The sequence below is a fragment of the Flavobacterium sp. P3_A6 genome (assembly GCF_056403035.1).
Genome location: NZ_JBFUGG010000029.1, coordinates 1 through 19928 on the forward strand (window position 1 = coordinate 1; position 19928 = coordinate 19928).

General features: G+C 35.0%; 13 protein-coding genes. 7 read left to right on the forward strand and 6 right to left on the reverse strand.

Annotated features, from left to right (window positions below):
- The 4 genes from AC1DVP_RS19480 to AC1DVP_RS19495 form a co-directional block, all read right to left on the reverse strand.
- Positions 1–1587 (reverse strand): hypothetical protein (locus AC1DVP_RS19480; RefSeq protein WP_477185143.1); only part of this gene is annotated, 1587 nt, incomplete at its 3' end.
- Between the two features lie 482 nt (positions 1588–2069).
- Complete coding sequence (locus AC1DVP_RS19485) at positions 2070–4094, reverse strand: protein-disulfide reductase DsbD family protein (RefSeq protein ID WP_477185144.1); 2025 nt, start codon at positions 4092–4094, stop codon at positions 2070–2072.
- A 9-nt stretch (positions 4095–4103) separates the two neighbouring features.
- Positions 4104–5414: a tRNA lysidine(34) synthetase TilS gene (tilS, locus tag AC1DVP_RS19490; RefSeq protein WP_477185145.1), complete on the reverse strand. Its 1311-nt coding sequence runs from the start codon at positions 5412–5414 to the stop codon at positions 4104–4106.
- A gap of 215 nt (positions 5415–5629) precedes the next feature.
- The gene (locus AC1DVP_RS19495) at positions 5630–6916 is read right to left on the reverse strand and encodes an anthranilate synthase component I family protein (protein ID WP_477185146.1); all 1287 of its coding nucleotides are present in this window, start codon (positions 6914–6916) and stop codon (positions 5630–5632) included.
- 217 nt (positions 6917–7133) lie between these two features.
- Here AC1DVP_RS19495 and AC1DVP_RS19500 point away from each other — a divergent pair, with 217 nt between their 5' ends.
- The 3 genes from AC1DVP_RS19500 to AC1DVP_RS19510 all read left to right on the forward strand — a co-directional run bounded on the left by AC1DVP_RS19500 (position 7134) and on the right by AC1DVP_RS19510 (position 9227).
- The gene (locus AC1DVP_RS19500) at positions 7134–8012 is read left to right on the forward strand and encodes a DUF4349 domain-containing protein (protein ID WP_477185147.1); all 879 of its coding nucleotides are present in this window, start codon (positions 7134–7136) and stop codon (positions 8010–8012) included.
- Positions 8013–8348: 336 nt separating this feature from the next.
- Positions 8349–8723 (forward strand): DoxX family protein, encoded by a 375-nt coding sequence (locus AC1DVP_RS19505; protein ID WP_477185148.1) that lies wholly within the window; start codon positions 8349–8351, stop codon positions 8721–8723.
- Between the two features lie 126 nt (positions 8724–8849).
- Entirely contained in the window at positions 8850–9227 is a 378-nt protein-coding gene (locus tag AC1DVP_RS19510) for a DoxX family membrane protein (protein ID WP_477185149.1), read from the forward strand.
- A 108-nt stretch (positions 9228–9335) separates the two neighbouring features.
- On the opposite strand, the gene lpdA is transcribed toward AC1DVP_RS19510, so the two are convergent.
- Together lpdA and AC1DVP_RS19520 are read right to left on the reverse strand one after the other, a co-directional pair.
- Positions 9336–10739, reverse strand: a complete 1404-nt coding sequence (lpdA, locus tag AC1DVP_RS19515; RefSeq protein ID WP_477185150.1) for a dihydrolipoyl dehydrogenase — start codon at positions 10737–10739, stop codon at positions 9336–9338.
- Positions 10740–11154: 415 nt separating this feature from the next.
- Entirely contained in the window at positions 11155–13086 is a 1932-nt protein-coding gene (locus AC1DVP_RS19520; protein WP_477185151.1) for an amino acid permease, read from the reverse strand.
- A 649-nt stretch (positions 13087–13735) separates the two neighbouring features.
- Between AC1DVP_RS19520 and AC1DVP_RS19525 the strand changes: the two genes are divergently transcribed.
- From AC1DVP_RS19525 to AC1DVP_RS19540, 4 genes are all read left to right on the forward strand, one after another.
- The gene (locus AC1DVP_RS19525) at positions 13736–14515 is read left to right on the forward strand and encodes a bestrophin-like domain (protein ID WP_477185152.1); all 780 of its coding nucleotides are present in this window, start codon (positions 13736–13738) and stop codon (positions 14513–14515) included.
- Between the two features lie 371 nt (positions 14516–14886).
- The gene (locus AC1DVP_RS19530; protein ID WP_477185153.1) at positions 14887–16440 is read left to right on the forward strand and encodes a glycoside hydrolase family 10-like protein; all 1554 of its coding nucleotides are present in this window, start codon (positions 14887–14889) and stop codon (positions 16438–16440) included.
- A gap of 144 nt (positions 16441–16584) precedes the next feature.
- Complete coding sequence (locus AC1DVP_RS19535) at positions 16585–18201, forward strand: MFS transporter (RefSeq protein WP_477185154.1); 1617 nt, start codon at positions 16585–16587, stop codon at positions 18199–18201.
- A gap of 10 nt (positions 18202–18211) precedes the next feature.
- Positions 18212–19810: a glycoside hydrolase family 3 protein gene (locus AC1DVP_RS19540; protein WP_477185155.1), complete on the forward strand. Its 1599-nt coding sequence runs from the start codon at positions 18212–18214 to the stop codon at positions 19808–19810.
- Positions 19811–19928: the final 118 nt, after the last annotated feature.

Below are 19928 nucleotides of genomic sequence, written 5' to 3' on the forward strand. Positions count from 1 at the left end.
GGATGCCGCTGGAGTCAGATTCAGTCCTCCCGCGCCCGTTACGCTGACTGTTGCCGGCTCGATGGCAGAACCCGTATAGGTGAACGGGCCGCCGTTGATCGTAACGGCAGTGATGCTTGAGGCTTTGCCGATGGCAAAGCCAAAAGGATCTGAATCTTTACCATTATAATTGCTATCGGCTGCAACAGTAGCAATTACTTGATAGGTTCCTGCATTGACTGGGCGTGTAGCACTTTGACTATAAACAGTTGGCAACACACCAGAATACTTATAACTAACAGCACCAGTTGAACCAGTTACTGTTGATGTTCCTGGCCCTTGAGGCAAACCATTATAAGTAAATAAATTTGCTCCTGTGACTATAATTGTTGAATTTGCCATACTAACAGTAACAGTTCCATTTACAGGCGTAAAACTATAATTAGCAGCTGTCAAACCCGATACGACGGGAACAATATTTATTCCTGGCGTAGCTGCTGCAGTAGATGCTGTATAATTAGTTGTGTAAGCAGCAGTTCCACCAATCACAGCCGAAGTATCCGGAGCTACAAGACCAGCAACAGTATAAGTACCCGCCCCAGTTACTGCAGCTACAGATGTACCATATACTACAGTTTGGTTTGCTGCAGTAATCGTAATTGCTTTTTTATTTACTGTCAATAATCCAGAAGTACTATTGGCACTAGATACCGCTAAATGACTCACATCCCCTGCAAAAGAACTGGTAATTGCATAAGTACCCGAATTTAATTTACCAAGTGTAGGAACACTGGTCAAATCTAAATTTAAAGTTGCAACTCCACTTGGATTAGTAGTACCTGTACCAACTGAAGTCCCATTTATATAAAAAGTGATAGTCTTTCCTGATATAGGAGCAGATGTTTGATAATTTGAATAAAATGCAGAAGTCAATGAAACAGAGCTTCCATAAATACCAACAACATTACTGGCGACTAAAGCACCATAATTAGCAGTAAACAAGACCGCTTCAGATGCACCATTGCCCCCAACAGTAAAAACATTTGAAGTTTGTTGAGTTACCGGAGAACCAATAGGTCCTACACGCAAACTATAATTTAAGATTGAATATTTTATGGATGGTGTCGGGCTATAAGTTGGAGTGTAGCTATTAGCAGTTATAGTTTTATTATTGTTACTGCTTCCCGCTGTTGCTGGTGGAGTAAAACTGGCAGTATTAAAGGTTCCATTACCACCTCCAGAGCCAGAAACTGTATAATTTACAACAACACTTGTACTTGATGGCAACCCAACAGCATCAAATTGATATCCGGCATCAGTAAACAAAACTTCAGCTGAAAGAGCAGAACTTTGTCCAGTAGCAGTTAAAACAAAAGATACACCGAGATGCTTTATATTAATCAAAAACTGATTATAATAAATATTCCCATTTGAATCTGCTACCGTTAAACGATCATGATTACTGGTACATACCTGTGGTGTTTCAACAAAATGCAATAACACCGTTTCTCCCGGTTGCCATCCAGTACCAGTAACTATAACGGCATCACCTGGCTGATAATCGGCTTTATCCGTCGCGACAGTCGCCTGCCCAAAGGCAGCACTCATAAAAAACAAATTTGCTATTAAAAAAACAAACTTAAAAAATGCGGATTTAGGTAGAACTATTTTCATATCTATCAAGTTTAAAATATTAAAATAAAGAATACACTATGCCTAACGGTAAAATGCAAATCAATAGAATGAGTTTCTATTTTCTGATTTACTTAAAAATTTAAATAAAAAGTTGTTTTTGGAATAAAAATATTTTTTATAAGAAAAATACATATATAAATAACTATATTCCAGATACTTAAGTGCAAATTTATAGAGTTAAGAATTCATTAATCCACTTTTTAATATATTTTCGATTAAATGAATAATAAAAACCGCCAACTACATCATTTACTTCTTTCAAAATAAAAATTCCAATCTTTAAATCCCAAATTCAAATTAAAAGCTCAAAAAAATATTAAAAATTTAAAAAATTAACAAAAAAAAACCTGTTCATTTAAATGAACAGGTTTTAATAAAACAGTGAATTAATATATTTATTTCTTAAACTTCGAAATACCGACTTTCAGCCAAGATTCATATTCAGCTACACTCACATAACTTATAGTTGGTTGTTTTTCATTCAGATTATTACCTTGCAAATCAGTCAAAACATACAAAGGCTGCGTATTGGTATTGTATTTTGAAATCATAAAATCAGTCCATTTATCCCCTATCGTTTCAATTTCTGCGCCTGTAGTTTTAGAGGTAAACTGCTCACTTTTAGGCAATTGTCTTTTATCATCTACATATAAAGAAATCAAAACAACTTCATTTTTAAGGATTGGAAGCACGCTATTATCTGACCAAACATTGTTTTCCATTTTTCTGCAGTTCACACAAGCATGTCCTGTAAAATCAAGCATTATGGGCTTGTTCACAGTTTTGGCATAGGCCAATCCTTTATCATAATCATCAAAAACAGCAATTTGGTTAGGTCCCAATTTTGCTCCATCTGGCAAAGTAGTATTGCCAGCATTAGAACCGCCTACACCAAAAGGGCTTTCGCTATATTCCATTGGCGGAGGAAATGCACTTATTAATTTAAGAGGAGCTCCCCAAAGGCCAGGTATTAAATAAATTGTGAAAGACAAAACCAACAATCCTAAACACAGTCTGCCCACTGAAATATGAGACAATGGACTGTCATGCGGCATCGTTATTTTCCCGAATAAATAAAACGCTAATGTTCCAAAAATAGCAATCCAAATCACCAGAAACACTTCTCTTTCCAGCAAATGCAATTGCAATACTAAATCAGCATTAGATAAAAATTTGAAAGCCAAAGCCAATTCAAGAAACCCTAAAACAACTTTAACAGTATTCAGCCATCCGCCTGATTTTGGCAAAGAATTTAACCATCCCGGAAACATAGCAAAAAGCATAAAAGGCAATGCTAATGCTAATGAAAATCCAAACATCCCAATTATTGGAGCGATACCGCCTTTGGAAGCTGCATCGACTAAAAGCGTACCAACAATAGGCCCAGTACACGAAAAAGAAACAATAGCCAAAGCTAATGCCATAAATAAAATCCCAATAATTCCGCCTCTGTCAGCTTGACTGTCAACTTTATTTGCCCACGAATTAGGCAACATAATCTCAAAAGCACCCAAGAATGAAGTTGCAAAAACAACCAGTAAAATAAAAAATATAATATTAAAATAAACATTGGTAGATAAGGCATTCAATGCATCGGCACCAAAAATCCAAGTAACAACAAACCCTAATAGCACATAAATCAGAATAATTGAAACCCCATAAATAATAGCGTTTTTAATTCCTGCAGCTTTAGTTTTGCTTTGTTTGGTAAAAAAACTCACTGTCATCGGAATCATAGGAAACACGCAAGGCGTCAGTAAAGCGGCAAACCCTGAGAAAAAAGCAATAAAAAAAATAGACCATAATCCTCTTTGTGAAGCGGGTTCTGATTTTGGCTGCTCTACAGTCTTAGTTTTTACAGCTGGAACATTTTTTCCTTCCGCTACAAGAGCAGTACCTGCAGTATCAATTTGAGTGCCATTCTGCGCTGTAACTGCAGCCGGAACTATTTCGACAGCATTATTTGTTACTGTTACAGGAATTTTGAAAGTAAATTTCTTTTCAAGATTGATACAAACTTCTTTGCATATCTGATAATTCAGTTCAGCCTTAACAGCTGTAACTTTAGGATTTAGAAGCTTTATTTCCTGCTGAATTTGAGCTTTATCATGAAAAAATGTTTCGTTCACTCCAAAAACATCATTGAAAGCAGTAGTTGTTTTGCTTTCTTTGGCTTTGCCAACTAACTCAAAATTTCCTTTTTGATCTTTAAAAATAATCTCCAAAGGCAGTGGTCCTCCATCAGGAGTGAATTGCGAATAAATATGCCAATCCTTTTCTATTACTGCATTAAAAGTTAAAATATAATTTGTTTCCGATTTTTTTTCAATTGCTGTTGTCCATTTTGCAGGATCCAAAACCTGAGCATTTACTTTGGCGAAAGCTAAAAAAGCAAACAGTATAAAAAGTAGTTTCTTCATTATTTATATCTAAATTAATTCTATTTTAAGTATATTTTTTGTTGTATTAACTGTTCTGAATCGGTGATCTGCCCGTATTCCAATTACCCAGACTATCTGATCTCCCGAACACAAAATCCACGTATTTTCCTTTTCTATCAATGATAATTTCTCATCTTTAAAAAGCTTGCTCACTTTCTTCGACTTGCCCTCCATGCCAAAAGGCATAAAAATATCGCCTGTTTTCCATTTTCGCACTACCAAAGGATAAACCAGCCGATCAGCATCCACAAAGATAGTTTTATTTGACTCAATCAAAATGTCAGACACTTTGCATAAGCTCAATTTTAAGGGAATATTAACTTCTGTCTGATTTTCGGAAATATGAAATTCAGCCCCACTTTCCTTCTCATTAATAGGACATACAATTAATGAATTTCTGTCTTTCAATAATCGGTAATCGGGTGCAAATACTTGTTTTCCTGACTGTCCATTCACTAAATCATAAATATCATCCCAAGCGGTAAACCCAAATTCTTTCAGCCATTGGTACAAATAAGACTGATAATTTGATAATTCCAGCAGTTTACTTAAATCAAAATGAATTTGATCTTCTGCCTCATGAGCGACCTGTTGATACACCATTGAAGCCGCATCCTCAACCATCGATTGTGATTGCTGCAGATAATTTTCTGTTTTCAAAAATGAAGCCATGAAATTAGGATTCAATTCCTTCAAAATAGGGACCAGATGATGACGAATTTTATTTCTTACATACTTATCTGATGTGTTACTGCTGTCTTCTCGCCACTGAATTTCATGCTCTTTGGCATACTCATCAATTTCATTGCGGGTCAAAAAAAGTAAAGGCCTAATTATTTTATCATTCTCAACCGGAATCCCAGTCAATCCTTCCAACCCTGTTCCCCGTGTAAAATTGATTAAAAAAGTTTCCAGATTGTCATCAGCATGATGTGCTGTGAGTATATAGTCGAAATTTTCTTCTTCCAGCAGCTCATAAAACCAATTGTACCGCAGTTCCCTAGCAGCAACTTGAGTCGATAATTTATAATCATTGGCAAAAGCCTCAGTATCAAATTGAGTTACAAAAACAGGTATTCGATTAGCTTCAGCATAATCCTGAACAAATTTTTGGTCACCAAAACTCTCCATTCCCCGAAGCTGAAAATTACAATGCGCTATAGCAATATCAAATTTTAATTCCTGAAACAAATACAGTAAAACCATACTATCTAAACCGCCGCTTACAGCAAGCAGCAGTTTTTTTTGTTTCAAATAAGGAATTTCTTTATCGATATGATTTTGAAGTATGTATTTCATGCGAGATTTCATTTATCAAAAATACTGATTATTCTTTAATTCAATATGAGTTAACCTATAACCTCAGTTCTATTACTTTTTTGGAGCAGAAACATTTGGCTTTTTGTTATTCATAGTCCCGCTATACGCTACAATCTCTCTCGTTGAAAAAACGAGAGAGGATTTTCACTGCTATTGGGGCTAATTAGGTTATGTTGTGTTTTATCTGCTTAAATTTAGATCAATACTTCGTGCATTGCCTTTGCTTTAAGCAAACATTCCTCATATTCTTTTTCTGGAACGGATAACGAAGTTATGGCGCTTCCTACTGAAAAAGACACATATTGATTTTCCTGATTGTAAAGAATACTGCGGATAACCACATTAAAATCAAAATCTCCATCGGGCGAAAAATAGCCCACTGCCCCACTGTACAATCCCCGCTTGGTTTCCTCAAGCTCTTCTATGATTTTCATTGCCGCATACTTGGGAGCTCCTGTCATACTGCCCATAGGAAATGTGGTTCTAAGAACATCAACTGCCGAATATTGCCCATCGATTTTGGATGTTATAGTCGAAATCATCTGGTGTACCTGCAGGAAAGAATAAATCCCGCATAGTTCTTTAACTTCAACAGTCGATTTTTGGGCAGTTCGGGACAAATCATTTCGAACCAAATCGGTTATCATAATGTTTTCGGCTCGTTCTTTAGGATCTTGTTCCAAAGTATTTTTAGAAATTTCATCTTTGACGGGATCGGCAAATCGTTTAGAAGTTCCTTTTATAGGCTGTGAAATTAAATTTTCGCCTTCTTTTTTAAGATATCTTTCCGGCGAAGCAGAAAGCAGAAAATGTTTGTTATTTTTAAAAAAAACAGTAAAAGGCGCTTGGGAAATTTCATTAAGTTTCAGGAATTTTTCCAAAGGATTGATTTTAGCATTTTCGGCAAAAAACTCCATGCAGAAATTAGCTTCATACAAATCACCATAATGGATATGCTCCAATAATTTGGAAACTTTGGCGATGTAATTTTGCTTCAAAATACGCTGTTCAATTGTTATTTTTTCTTGGCTTTCGGCTGTTGTTTTTTTTCCATTGATTATTTCGTTAAAATCATCTTCCGCCTCATCATCACACATATTGAGATATTGGATTTCGAGCTGATTCCCTTTCAGTAAAAATATTTTTTTTGGCTGAAAAAAGAACAAATCCGGAAAATCCAAACCATCAGAATTACTTGACTGCAAATGTTCAACATCATTTTTTAAATCATACGAAAGATAGCCAAACAGCCAGTCTTTGGACGTTTGCTGGTACTGCTTCAAATCCTCAAAAGCGTTGTGATAATCCGTTTTTATCGATGTAAAAGCATCAGCTGCCAGAATACTGTCGAAACTAGAATATTCATTGGAAAATGAATTGCTGTCCAGAAAAATTATTTCTCGAAATTGCTGTCCCCACCCCACAAGCTGCTGCTTGAAAGCTATTGGGTCTTCAATAAATTTGTAAATGGAAGTTCTCAAAAATCAATCTGTTTATGGACTTCAAAATTACAATAAAAAATATGGGTTCTCAAGAAGAAGTTTCACAAAACTGCACCTTAGTTAAATAAATATTAAAAAAGTTTTTACTTGTTAAAACATTATATATTTGATGAGGAATTCAGGCTTGAAAATTCAAAAAACAATCAATCAAAAAAAACTTTTTTCCACCCCTAAAACTAATTCTATGTACAAAATTATGAAACGCTGCTCAATCCTATTAGCCGTTATTTTTTTTATTATTAGCTGTAAAAAAAGTGAAGCGACCAGTGAAGAATCTGCTGATGCAAAAATGGCAGCCAACACTATTTCTTCTTCTGCAGCAGTCGAAAAAGAAGGCAGCACTAGAAAATTCATTCGTACTGCCGACATTAAATTCAAAGTAAAAAATGTAGCCCAATCTACCTATACTATTGAAAATATCACCAATAAATTTGACGGTTTTGTTACTTATACCAATCTGCAAAGCACAATTATTGATGAATTTGAAACCAAAATAAGCCTGGACAGCACTCTCCAGACAATCCGATACAATGTAGAAAACGATATTACCATTCGAGTACCCAATAAACGCCTTGATACGGTCATTAAATCAATCGCAAAGCAAATTGATTTTCTCGACTACCGCATCATAAAAGCAGACGATGTTTCCCTAAAAATGCTCTCTAATCAGCTTTCACAAACACGAAGTGCCAATAATGAAAAAAGAATAGAAAAAGCAATTGACACAAAAGGCAAAAAAATTAACGACATCATGGATGCCGAAAATACTTTGGCCAATAAAAAAGAACAAAACGACAATGCCAAATTAGAAAACTTATCTATTGAAGACCAAGTGAATTTTAGCACGCTGACCATCAAAATATATCAAAACGAATCTGTAAAACAAGAGATTATCGCCACTGCAAAAGATTCCGATTACTACAAACCCAATATTGGCATACGCATACTCGATTCTCTAAAATCGGGCTGGTATGTTCTTCTCAATATCATAGTTTTATTATTTGAAATCTGGTGGTTGCTTTTAGTAGCCATTGGCGCATATTTCCTTTATAAGAAATATATCAAAAAGGAATAAAACACACTTCTACAGCTTAAGATTTTTAACCTAAAATCATTTAGTAAAACGGGTAAAATCTCAATCCTTTTTGGTTTAGATTTTACCCGTTTTCTTTACAAATAATTTCAGCCAGAAAAAAGAAATGACTTCAATTTTAAGATATTATTCACAATAAAAATGGTTTAAAAACAAATAATAAGAAAAAAATTAACTAAATTTGTATACACAAGACAAAGGACTTAGTTTTCGGCCTCAGAAAACTATCAATGGTAAATGGATGAATAAGGTATTATAACAGCAACTCTGGCTGTCCTTGAGTTATCACTTAAACATTTAACCAAAAAATTAAAAAATATGAAAACTGCTACTTTTTTTATCCGCACTGTAATTGGCTTATTGCTAATTTTAGTATCTCTCGCCTATTTTTTTAATTTAATGCCAGATCTATCAAGTAGTGGAGATTTCAAAGCTTTCCAAGTGGGCTTAGTTTCTTCTGTCTATTTAATGCCAATGGTTAAAACAATAGAACTTTTATGCGGCATCTCATTCCTCTCCGGCAAATATGTTACGCTTTCTAATATTATCGTTCTTCCGGTTAGCATAAACATTTTATTCATAAATTTTTTCCTGAATCCAAACGGAATACCGCTTGCTGTCTTTGTCTTCTCTGGTAATTTATTTCTAATATACAGTTATTGGAAAAATTATAAAAGCTTATTTAAAGCTTAATTATAAGTAGCATTTTGATAAAAAAAACAGCCATCTCAAAATTCATAAAGAGGTGGTTTTTTTATATCAAAAAACAATTATATTTGAATTTACCAATCTATTACTTAAACCTTAAAATTAAAAATTATGAAAATTGCTATTATTATCTTTCGTTCACTAATTGGATTATTATTGCTTTTTGCTTCTATAAGCTTCTTTTTTCATTTATTTCCAGAACCCGTTTTAAAAGGAGATATGAAAATCTTCAACGATGGAATGAAAGCCTCAGGTTATTTAGTACCATTGATAAAAACAGTAGAGCTTCTTTGCGGAATAGCCTATATAACAGGTAAGTTCAATAAAATTGCTAATATTATTCTGATGCCAATTACTGTGAATATTTTTTTTACTCATATTTGTCTGGCTCCCGAGGGCATTCCTTTAGCAGTCTTTTTATTAGTAGGCAATATCTTCTTGATTTACAGTAAATGGGATAGCTATAAAGGATTATTTACAGCCAATTAAGCTCCACAAAAAAACCCGATAGATTTCTTTTATCGGGTTTTTTTCTCATTCTCTTTCAGATGAATTGCAAGTAGTAATGCACTGCAGTGCATCTATACTGTATATCTACTATATATGCAAAGCTCTGTTATCTGTAGCTGCCAATGCCGCTTCTTTTATTGCTTCCGCAAAAGTTGGATGCGCATGTGACATTCTTGAAATATCTTCGGCAGAAGCTTTGTATTCCATAGCTGTAACTGCTTCAGCAATCAAATCAGCAGTTCTAGCGCCAATCATGTGCACTCCAAGAACTTCATCTGTTTTAGCATCAGCAAGGATTTTTACAAAACCATCAATATCTCCGCTCGCACGGGCACGACCTAAAGCTTTGAATGGAAAACTTCCTACTTTATATTCGGCACCAGACGCTTTCAATTGTTCTTCTGTTTGACCAACAGCTGCAACCTCTGGCCATGTGTAAACAACACCAGGAATCAGGTTATAATCAATATGCGGTTTTTGACCAGCCAAAATTTCAGCAACCATAGTTCCTTCTTCTTCGGCTTTGTGCGCTAGCATTGCTCCGCGTACCACATCTCCAATAGCGTAAATATTTGAAACCGAAGTCTGCAAATGATCATTCACTTCCACTTGTCCTCTATCCGAAATTTTCACTCCGGCTTTATCCGCATTCAATCCGTCTGTATAAGGACGGCGGCCAACAGATACTAATGAGTAATCTCCTTCCAAAGTAATTGTTTCACCTTTGGCATTCTCAGCTTGAACAATTACAGCATCTCCATTTCTTTCTACCGATTGAACTTTGTGGGATGTATAGAATTTCATTCCTTGTTTTTTAAGCACTTTAGTCAATTCTTTAGACAAAGCACCATCCATTCCTGGAATAATTCTATCCATGAATTCCACAACCGAAACCTGAGCTCCTAATCGTAAATATACTTGACCTAATTCAATACCAATAACACCACCGCCAATAATAACAAGGTGTTTAGGCACTTCTTTAAGAGCTAATGCTTCTGTCGAAGTGATAATTCTTTCCTTATCGATTTTGATAAAAGGCAAAGAAGAAGGTTTTGAACCTGTAGCGATAACAGTATTTTTAGCCTCAATAGTTTCAGATGTTCCGTCCGCTTTTGCAACTGCAATATGCGTTGCATCAACAAAAGATCCCAAACCATTAAAAACGGTAACTTTATTTTTATCCATCAGGAAATTAATCCCTCCCGATGTTTGATCCACCACGCTTTGTTTGCGGGCAATCATTTTTTCCAAATTCACTTTTACATCACCGGAAAGTTCAATTCCATGATCGGCAAAATGCTTAATTTCTGCATAATGATGCGAAGACGACAGCAATGCTTTCGATGGAATACAGCCTACGTTTAAGCAAGTTCCTCCCAAAGTTGAATATTTTTCTATAATTGCTGTTTTGAAACCCAATTGCGCACAACGAATAGCCGAAACATATCCGCCTGGCCCAGAACCTATAATGACTACGTCAAATGAACTCATAGTATGTGATTTTTATTTTTAGTGATGCAAAATTAAGGAATAAAGTTTTGTTTAAAGTTTAAATTTAGAGGTTTTTTGTTCCAATTATAACGATTTCATCAAGAATTATTGACAAACACTTTAAATAACTTAAGCAAATTACTTTTTTATCTGCCTGCAAATTTTAGGAGCACAAAGCTTGTTTTCAAAACAGCATTCCTCCCGCTGTCATTCCAATTCCCGATTTAGAAAAACTACGGTAAAAAAACTTGTTTTTCTAAATCGGGAGATTTTCCCTTCCATCGGGGCTATTTTACATCTTTAGTATTTCATAAAAAAATTCATAAAAAAGCGCCTTGAGAACAATGGCTCAAGGCGCTTTTAATTATTTTAATCTAATCTATTTCAACAAGTTACATTTTTTATTCTCAAAAAACTATTCTGTTTTAAAATTCAGTTTACTGTTATGACGGCTGAAACCAAAATAAATTACCAGTCCGATGACTAGCCAGATTCCGAAATAAATCCAATTCCAAACACTCAATTCTGCCATCATGTACAGACAGCATATTAGTCCCAAAAGCGGAATCAAAGACAAGTTTTCTTTGAAAGACCAAAATACTAATCCAACAATTACTATTAAAAAAATCCACATTGGTATTTTATGCTTGAACAAGTCAAAACCGCTTTCATATTTAATGGAGTCCGAAATTGGCAATCCTGCAACTACACTGGCATATTTGACATCATCTTCCTGATATTGACTCAGTAAATGCTCTACATCCAGTTTTTCGGCAACGCTGGTTTTTCCATCGATGCTTACCAAATAATCATATACTTTTTGAGTCTCCTCTTTATTTAATGAAGTAATTATAAATTCCGAATCATTGATCTTAGTCTCATTTGTGATGAAGCCCATAGTTGCTTTTTTATTGTAAGTAAAAGCTAAAACCAGAGCAGTAACAATCAATAATGGAAAAATATATTTTGAATTAATATAAGGTGTTTTGAATTTTCCTCTTGGAATATCAGTTCTGTTTTGCAGAGCCAAAACTCCAGCACAAACCAAAACAAAAGCAAACAAAGTACCGATACTGCACAAATCGGTAACCATAGTCAGATTCATGAACAAGGCAGGAACCGCCACCACAAAACCAACAACTATTGTGGCAAAAGATGGTGTTTTGAATTTTGGATGCACCGTAGAGAATTTCTTTGGCAACAAACCGTCACGACTCATGCTCATCCAGATGCGGGGCTGTCCCATTTGAAAAACCAGCAATACACTCGCCATAGCAACTACTGCGCTTACGGCAATAATTCCTGACATCCATCTTAAATCCAATTGGTCAAATACAAAAGCCAATGGATCACCAACATTCAATTTATCATAGCTTACCATTCCCGTAAGAACCAACGTAATGGCTATGTAAAGAAGAGTACAAATAATAATCGCCCACATCATCCCTCTTGGCAGATCACGCTGCGGATTTTTACATTCTTCAGCTGTAGTCGAAATGGCATCAAAACCAATATAAGCAAAAAACACCGCCGAAACTCCTTTTAAAACCCCCGAAACTCCATTTGGAGCAAACGGATGCCAATTGGTTGTATCCACATAAAATATACCAACAGCTATTACCAAAAGTACAATGCATACTTTTACCACTACCATTATATTACTGGCATTTCGGGACTCTTTCATTCCTCTGTATATCAATGCTGTAATCAGTACAATAATCAATAACGCTGGTAAATCGGCAACAAAATGAAAAGAGCCAATCACTGGAGAAGTTGTCCAAGCAGTATAAGCATCCTGCATTCCTGAACTTAAATTCTCAAAAGTTTTTCCGCCTTCCATCAGAGCTGTGGCATCTTTAAAACCATTAGAAGCTGTCAAATAATCCATTTGTACCCATTGCGGTAAATTTATTCCTCCGCTGGAGAGCAGTCCAGTAAAGTAATCGCTCCACGAGATCGCAACCGTTATATTCCCGACCGAATATTCCATAATCAGGGCCCAGCCAATAATCCAGGCTATTAACTCTCCAAAAGCAACATACGAATAAGTATATGCACTTCCGGAAACCGGAACCATCGATGCAAATTCAGCGTATGCAAAAGCGGCAAAACTGCAGGCAATAGCGGTAAATAAAAAAAGGAAAATTACGGCTGGACCTCCGTCAAAACTAGCTTTTCCGATAGTGCTAAAAATACCGGCTCCAACAATGGCGGCAATCCCAAAAGCTGTTAAATCCTTAGTTGTTAAATGTTTTCCTAACGCTTCATGCCCCTCCAGATTATTTTTTTCGACCTGCTTTAAGATATCTTGAACTGTTTTTTTTCTAAAAAGTCCTTTTAATGCCATGTTGCTAATTTTATTATTAAATAACCATTATTTAGTGTTCTTTTCAATAATATTTTCAATAAAAAAATATTAAAGCTCAAATATATAAAACAAATTCAATCTTTAAAGTTACGATTTTGATTTTTTATGACATTGGGAGACAAAAAATCATTTCTCTTTTTTGGTTTTCTTTCAAAATATTTAATTTAAGAAAACCACAATATAAAAAAACAGGAACATACTTGTTTAAAGTTATTCCTGTTCTTGGTTACCCGCATTACAAACGCTGTATTTTATACTTTTAATTTATGCTGGTGCTTGATGCAATCGAGCACTGGAGAATGTGAACAAACGAGAACCGCGCTTTTTTTTAAAGTTCTTAAAAGCAGTAACCATCATCCGACTCATATCTTTATAATTTATAGTTTTTTCTTGGGCAATAAAGACAAATCGACATCAACAATAGAAATTGAACTTTGTAAATGAATTTGGATTTAAAACATCAACAATTGGATTGTGGGCTTTTTTATATTTTCAGCAACAACACCTATATAATTCGCTATAAATCTGTCATAAATATTAAAAAAAATCAGGACCTAAGATTATAAATTATCTGTAGTTCTGTTTTTTTACTTAAATTGGTATACTATATTCGAAACATACAATAATTATGGATGCTAGTACACTAAATCAGACCGAAGCTTGGGTAATCGCTCTTTTGCTGTTTATATTAATGATTATGGCAAGCTTTGTTGGAAAACTCACGGGAAATTACATTCGGAATAAAAAAAATGCAACCGAAAAAACTACTGAAACTTCAGGTCTTGTTGCATTGCTTTTTTTCTTGCTGGCATTTACATTTGGCATGAGCGGAGACCGGTATGATTCGCGCAGAAAAATTGTTGTCGAAGAGGCAAATGACATTGGCACTGCCCTATTGCGGAGCGATTTATATCCAGACTCGACACGAACTTTATTCCGTAACGATTTTAAAAACTATGTAGAAACTAGAATATCCTTTTACCAAGTGGGTGCAGATGCAAAAGGAATTTTAAAAGCGGACAGTTTATCACAGGCAATTTCGTCAAAATTATGGAAGCGTGCCTGCAGTCTCGCTAAAGATCCTGCTAATCTGGCTGCTACCCAGCAGATGATTCCCGCTTTGAACACTATGATTGATGTAACCTCCTCCCGTCTTGCGGGAGAGAAAGCAAAAGTTCCCCAGAGTATATTAATCATGCTGTTTTTTCTGGCTTTGATAAGCGCTTTTTACAGCGGTTATTCGGAAGGACGCAAAGGACAGATTGACTGGCTGGTTCAAATCGGGTTTTGTCTTTTGGTATCTTTAGTTGTTTTGTTTACGCTAGATTTGGACAGGCCCCGAAGAGGCTTTGTAAATTTGGATGTCCCCAATCAGACCATAATAGATTTGAGAAAAAATTTTGAGTGATTTTTTTTCAAAGCTAAGATGCATGTCAAAACTTATCACTTTTTTTTATTAAAAGTCTTAGAATTACATAGCTTTCAAATCATTATAAAATTGCTTCGATGCACAAAATTACGCCCCAGATAAAAGCGGCAGCTCTGAGAATTGAGACTCTATTTTTTACAGCCGATACAGAGTGACCAGCGGAAGCTCCTGTAGCGGCTAGTAAAAAAAAAGTTACAATCGAGAACTATAGCGGCTAGCTGGATCAGGCGCAACATTCTTCTTTGAATAATAATGCAGAACAAAAACGATAAGCCGAATTTTATTGGCAATTAATTGAATAAACTTAGCTAAAAAAACTACTTTTGATTCCTTTATAAAAAGAATAAATAATGTATATAAAGAAGTCCTTATTATACCCGACTATATATTTGTTGTTTTCTGCTATTATTGGATTTGCCCAAAAAAGAGAAATGCATCCCAAAAACGAATTTCGAGCTGTCTGGATTGCTACAGTTGTCAATATTGACTGGCCAAGAAGTAGTTGGGATTCGGTAGAAAAACAAAAAGCCGACTTTATTCAGATTTTAGACACCTATCAAAAACTCAATTATAATGCTGTTGTGGTACAAATCCGCTCTGTTGGCGATGCAATATATCCAACTATATTGGCTCCCTGGTCCCGTTATTTAACTGGAAATGAAGGGAAAGCTCCCGGTGCGAATTTTGATCCACTTCAATGGATGATTACCGAAAGTCATGAGCGCGGTTTTGAATTTCACGCATGGCTCAATCCGTATCGTGCCACTTTTGATTTAAAGACCGAAACCTTAAGCGTAGATCATGATTACAACAAACACCGTGAGTGGATGATTGAATATGGAGGTAAATACTACTACAATCCGGCTCTGCCTGAAGTTCAAAAACACTTAACAAACATAGTGGAAGAAGTGGTTATAAAATATGATATTGACGCCATCCACTTTGATGATTATTTTTATCCGTATAAAATAAAAGGACTTGACTTTAATGATACTGTATCGTATCAAAAATATGGCAACGGGCTTTCAGTTGAAGATTGGAGACGTTCTAATGTAACCGCTTTTGTCAAAAACATTTCATTTAGCATAAAAAAACTGAAGCCTTGGGTACAGTTTGGCATCAGCCCTTTTGGTGTTTGGCGCAACAAATCGATTGATCCAAAAGGATCCGACACTCAATCAGGACAAACCAATTATGATGATTTATTCGCCGATCCTATTGATTGGATGAACAACAATTGGATCGATTATATCATTCCTCAATTGTATTGGAGCATTGACCACAGGACGGCTTCCTATGCCAAACTGATTAAATGGTGGTCTGAAAATGTTCCCGCCAATACTGCTTTATACATAGGAAACAGTTCTTATAAAATTAAAGCTGATTCAGATAAACATTGGAATAATGCTTATGAAATCGCAAATCAGATTGACCTGACACGCAACTATCCGAATGTGCAGGGAAATGGCTTTTTTAGTGCCAAATGGTTTATAAACAAAAATCAGGATGTGGTTAAAATCCTGAAAGAGAACCAATACAAATATCCTGCTTTGCCATTGCCAGTTCCCAACTTAAAAAAAGCCATTATCGAAAGACTGCTTATAAATTCGATTACTAAGGATACTTCAAGTTATTATATTTCTTTCCAGAAGCCAAAGCTTCCATCACAAGTTCGTTACATCATTGTGTATGCAGCGAAAAATTCAGCCAAAATAAACACTAATGATCCAAGTCAAATTATGGAGAAAATTGCTGTTACTGAAGAAAACAACGAATTCAATATTGAAATTCCAGCATACAAAATGATTGGTAAAGCTGCGTTTGCTTTCACATTCGTTGATTATTATGCTAATGAAAGTCCGGAAACTGTAATTGATCTGGAAACAGAAACGCAGATGAAGTAAAGTTTTAGGATTGTTTAAAATAGTTTTATATGGTTTAACTTTAAACTCTTAGAAACCTTTAAACAACTTTAAACTTTTTAAACCTGTAAGCTCTTAAACAACATTAAACTTTTAAACTCTTTTTAAACAATTAAACCACACATAATGAAAGACAGCAAACCTTGGTATTGGATTCCGTTTTTAAATTTTGCTTCGGGATTTCCGTATGCTATTATTCTTTCTGTTTCAGGAACGATGTATAAAAGTCTTGGTGTTAGTAATGAAGATATAGGAGTTTATACAAGCTTAATGTATCTGCCATGGGTAATCAAACCATTGTGGAGTCCTTTTATTGACTTACACGGAACGAAACGAAAATGGTTTTTAAGTATGCAGTTATTTATTTCAATTGCATTCTTAATTGTCGGTTTTATTATTCCTGCCAGTAATTTTTTCATTTTAAGTTTAGCCATTTTTTGGGTTGCCGCTTTTGCTTCGGCTTCGAATGATGTGGCTAGTGATGGTTTTTATTTATTGGCTTTAGAAAAAGAACAGCAATCTTTCTTTTTAGGAATTCGAAGCACTTTTTATAAAATTGCAATACTTACAGGAAATGGATTAGTTGTGATTTTAGCAGGCTATCTAGAAATTGCATACGGAGACAAACATAAAGCTTGGTCGTACACAATGATACTTGTCGCTATTTTTATGATTGGCATTACCCTTTATAATTTCTTTTTTACTCCAAAAACGGAAACAAATGGAGAATTAGCGACTAAAGCAAAACCGAATTTTGGAAAAGTCTTCTCCACTTTTTTTCAAAAAAAACAAATAGTTCTGATACTAGCATTTATTTTACTATTCCGATTGGGAGAATCTCAATTATTAAAAATGCTGAATCCTTTTTTAGTAGAGCCAATTAAATATGAACTAAATGAATCTATCACAAATATCAAACAAAAAGAAGCATTAGAATCCTATCATACTATCATCAAAAACGGTGGAAAAGCCTCTAAAGCTGAATTAGAATTAATCCATTCTGAATTACCAATATTAGCAGTAATGCAGAATGAAAAAACTGTATTAGATTTAAAAAGCATCCCTAAAACAGATGTTACAACCTATAATGATGTACTTTCAAAAAGAACAAAATTTATTGATGAATTAATTAAAGAAAAAGGCAATGCCGATGCAATTCTTAAAAAAGGGATGGGAATATCAAATATGGACTATGGTATTATCTATGGTATTTTCGGAGTTATCGCTCTTGTAATTGGAGGGCTAATTGGAGGCTTTGTAATCTCAAGAGACGGATTAGGAAAATGGATGCTACCAATGATTTTAGCCATGCACTTGCCGATTATTGGATTCATTTTAATTTCTCATTTTCATCCTGAAATTATTTTTAATCTGAATCTTCCCTATATTGAATATTCATTAGATCCTTTTCAATTAAACCTAACAACTTCTGTTTTTCATTATAATCCATACATCGTTCTTTCTGTAATTATAGAACAATTTGGTTATGGATTTGGCTTTGCCGCTTTTATGATGTATTTAATTTATGTTGCCGAAGGAGAATCAAAAACATCTCATTATGCCATTGCAACAGGATTTATGGCTCTGGGAATGATGCTTCCCGGAATGTTAAGCGGTTATATACAGCAATATTTAGGTTATGGAAACTTCTTTATTTGGGTGCTGTTAGCAACTATTCCAGGTTTAATTCTATCACGCTTTTTGATCTTTCCAAAAGATTATGGAAAAAAAATAGAAGCTTAAATTTTAGACAATGACACTAGAACAAAAAATAGGACAATTCTTTTTCCCAGCCGTTTTTATAAACGACACAGAAGAGAATATTCAGGAAACAGAACGTTTAATCAAAGAATGCAACATCGGCGGATTGACTTTTTTTCATAGCAGGGCCAGTGCGGCAACCAATTATGAATCCAAGAAAAAAGTAGAATTCAACGACGACAGCTATCAGCGTTTGAAAGACCTGATTGTGCGCTATCAAAAATGTGCAACCACTCCCCTATTGATGAGTATTGATGCCGAATGGGGCTTGGCTATGCGTGTCGAAAAAACACCGCAGTATCCTTATGCTATTACCCTTGGCGCTTTACCAGAAAGAAAAATCGATTTGGTATATCAAGTAGGAAAACAAATTGGATTGGACTTAAAATCGGCGGGGATTCATTATAATTTGGCACCATTGGCGGATATTAACAATAACCCGAATAATCCTGTAATTGGATATCGTTCTTTTGGTTCTAATAAAGAAAAGGTGGCTCAGTATGCATTAGAATACCTTCGTGGCATGTCGGATGTTGGGATTTTGGGCTGTTTGAAACACTTTCCAGGGCATGGAAATACTAGTGTCGATTCACATTTGGGATTGCCTGTTTTACAGGAAAACCTGGAGGAATTACTGGAAAATGAATTGGTTCCCTTTATAAAAGGAATCGAAAACCAAGTAGATTCCATTATGATTGGACATTTGGCCGTTCCAGCATTGAATGACGGAAAAGAAACTTCAGCCACTTTATCCAAAAACATAATCGAATCCCTTTTGCGCGAGCGTTTGGGCTATGATGGATTGATTATATCGGATGCTTTGAATATGCACAGTGTTTCCAAATTATATGATGTGAAAGGCCAACTGGAATGGGAAGCCTTCAATGCAGGAAACGATGTCCTCTGTTTTGCCGAAAACGTAGCCGAAGGCATTCAGGAAATACTAAAAAATGCCACACCAGAACGCATCGAAGCTAGCCTGAACCGCGTAATGAAATGCAAACAAAAAGCTGGTCTTTTTGAGAAAAACACAACACCAATTGCTGATTTTGACTTTAAAATCACTTCGGAGCTTAACCGAAAAATAGCCAATTATTGCATTACCGATATCAAGGACAAAAACAGTTCCGTAATTGTTTTTGATGCCAAAAACAGAGAACGCTTGGCAAAGTTGAGTATTTATAAAACGGTTGACAATCCTTTTTTCAAAACATTGGCCTCCACTTTACCGTCTCCTGAATATGCTGTTGAAAACGCATCAGATTTGATGGATACAACGATAAAAAAAGACCTTATGCCATTTGACACCATACTCATTTCTTTATTTGTCCCAAAAGCCAAACCACTGAATAAATTTGATTTAGAAGATTCTGTTTTAGAATTTTTAGGAGAATTGTTCCAAACCAAAAAATGCATTCTTTATGTTTTTGGAAATCCGTATGCATTGCAGGTGATTCCAAATCTGGAAAAAACTATCGGAATTGTCGAAATGTATCAGGATTTTATAGAGTTTCAGGAAAGTGCAGCCGAACAATTATTGGAAGACAAAAAAACAAAAGGAATCCTACCTGTTTCTATCACAGGTATTTAAAAACAAACATAACTACATACTATTGCTTAATAAATATTAATAATAAAAACTTATTTAATACCGCTTTTTATATGCCTTATATTTGCAGCATTAAAATAAATAACTAAAATTAATAAAT